Genomic DNA, 2,601 nt, shown 5'->3' on the forward strand with positions numbered 1-2,601 from the left:
CAAAAGGAATATTGCTAAATTTGAAATCAAACCGGAAGACATCGGATTTGGTAATACACTGAATATCAGCAATTAAATTTGACGTTAGTTGGAATTTCTAAAAACCGAACATCCTTGAAAAAATGAACTATTACAGACTAATACTTCTTTTATTAATTCTTCCATATTCAAATTTATTTGCTCAAACTTATGATGGTTTTTCAAATGAAGAAATTCAATCTGTATTTAAGCAATGGAATTTGGATAATTGGGATGATGGAGGTGAAATTTCTCGTTATATCTATTTAAATATGCCTGAATTTTGGACTCACTCCATAATCAGTCGAGAAGGAAATATTAAAAGCTTGAACGAAGATTACCGGAAAGAAGTCGAGGAGTTTATTGTTTCTTCTGAATTAGGAGAAATAACACTTCATGACTATGTTAAAACTAGCGAGAAAGTGGATGGTATGCTTATATTACAAGGAGACCAAATTGTATATGAAGCCTACCCAAGAATGTTTCCAGACGATAGGCATCTTTACTGGTCAGTATCTAAAGTATTTGCTTCAACACTTATAGCAATTTTGGAAGACAGAAAACAACTTGATGTAACAAAACCAATAGAACATTATCTACCTGAACTTAAAGGGTCTGGATGGGAAAACGTTCCTGTTATTGACATTCTCGATATGGCTTCAGGAATTGATTGTCGTGAATGGGTTGATGGCGCTTTTGAAAACCCTGAAACTTGTTACTATCAATTTGAAGCAGCTCTTGGATTTCTAAAACGAACAGAAAAAACCGCAGACAATGCTTTTGAGCACATTAAAACATTATCGTCTGCAAAAACCTCTGGAAAGATATTTGAATATAGTTCAGTAAACACATTCGTTCTCTCTTGCCTCGTAGAGAGAATCACAGGTCTTTCTTATGCAGAAAATATTGAACGTGAAATTTGGCGAAAAATCGGTGCGGAATCTGATGCATTTATTACTCAAACAAATGGCACCAGTATTTCTCACGCAGGAATCAATTCTACACTTCGAGATTTAGCTCGATTTGGCTATATGTTTTTAACCGATGGTCGTTCAGGTGATAATACTTTCGTTTCAAATGAATATTTTGATAAAATTCAAAAGCAAGGTCGTCCTCACTTGGTAACTGCATACGGTTCCGAAAATTACACACTTGACAAAGAAGTTGTTCATCACAATACCTATCAATGGGACAAAATAATGAAAGACGGAGATTTTTATAAAGGAGGATTTAGTGGACAAGGTCTATACATTTCACCTTCTCTCAATTTAGTGATAGCCTTTTTTGGAACTGCCGATGATAATGGAGTGTCAAACGAATTGAGTCATATATCTAGGCAAATTTCTAAATCTGGACTTTTCGATTGAAAAGTAGAACGTAAATAAAACCGAGCATAACACAACCGTTGGCAGCAATTAAAACCACAAACTAAAACAAAATGAATAACGAAAAGAAATTTAATCGTAGGAAATGGCTTAAACTTGGAGTTGGAGGTACAATTGGTGTTATTTCGTTGAAATTGTTAGGATGCAAAGAAAATACAGATGTACAGGAATGTGTTCCCACTCAATATGATACGATGGGACCATTTCATCCCAATAAAGACCAAGCAGATAAGGATTTTGATTTAACAAAGTTCAACGGTTCTGTTAGTAAACCAAAAGGGCAAGTAATTTATGTTAGAGGAAAAGTATCAGATGAGAAATGTAATCCAATATCTAACGCATTAGTAATGATATGGCACGCCAATACTCATGGGAAATACACTCATGAATATGATACAAATCAAATAGAAGATGACCCAAATTTTCAAGGTTGGGGGCAAATGAAAACAAATGAAAAAGGCGAATATGGCTTTAAGACTATAAAACCTGGAAAATATATAGTTGATGCAGATAATGACGACTGGAGAACACCACATATTCATTTTAAGGTAGCGAGGCGTGGTTATCATGAATTAATTACCCAATTGTATTTTGAGGAAGAAATAGAGCTAAACAAAAAGGATGCATTTGCCTCGAAACTTTCGGAAGTTGAAAAGAAACAAGTAAGCATAAAAAGCCAAAAAGGAATTCAAGGAATTGAGATAGATGCAATTTTATTAAATTTCGATATAACTCTTAAAAATGTAAAAAAAGAAGAAAAAGACAAAAAGGAATTTGTAGAATATATTGGAGTCTATAAAGTCAAATATAAATCAACACCGCTTGAAAAGGAGTTAATTCAATTTTATGGTGGTAATAGAGAAGAATTGAAAATTACAATTTCAAAAGAAAATGGAGTATTAACGGCTGAAATGCCAATTCAACCTAAATGTGAAATATTTCCAAAATTTAAAGACAGATATATTTATAGAGCTTTTGAGGCAGATATTGAATTCAAACGAAATGACGAGAATCAAGTAACTGGATTAGTTTTTCATAGACATTACGATTTCCCAGAAATATACGCAGATAAAATTTAAAAAATAACTACTGCCAACAACGTTTCCTATGAAAAGCCCTAGTCCAGTTCTCTAAAGTTAATTAATATTTTCTTTTTGCCTTAAACCACCTTTTTTATTTTAATATAACTTGCTCCGCA

Annotated in this window: 2 protein-coding genes; both read left to right on the top strand. The window is 33.1% G+C overall.

Translation table 11 applies throughout. The features are described from left to right. Positions 1-122 precede the first annotated feature (122 nt). Entirely contained in the window at positions 123-1,385 is a 1,263-nt protein-coding gene (locus tag BLS33_RS24495) for a serine hydrolase domain-containing protein (protein ID WP_089895968.1), read from the top strand. A 71-nt stretch (positions 1,386-1,456) separates the two neighbouring features. Next, a complete protein-coding gene (locus BLS33_RS24500) occupies positions 1,457-2,482 on the top strand; it encodes a dioxygenase family protein (RefSeq protein WP_089895970.1) in 1,026 nt (341 codons plus the stop codon). Positions 2,483-2,601 lie beyond the last annotated feature (119 nt).

The organism is Kriegella aquimaris, assembly GCF_900103215.1.
GTDB classification, from domain to species: Bacteria; Bacteroidota; Bacteroidia; order Flavobacteriales; family Flavobacteriaceae; genus Kriegella; species Kriegella aquimaris.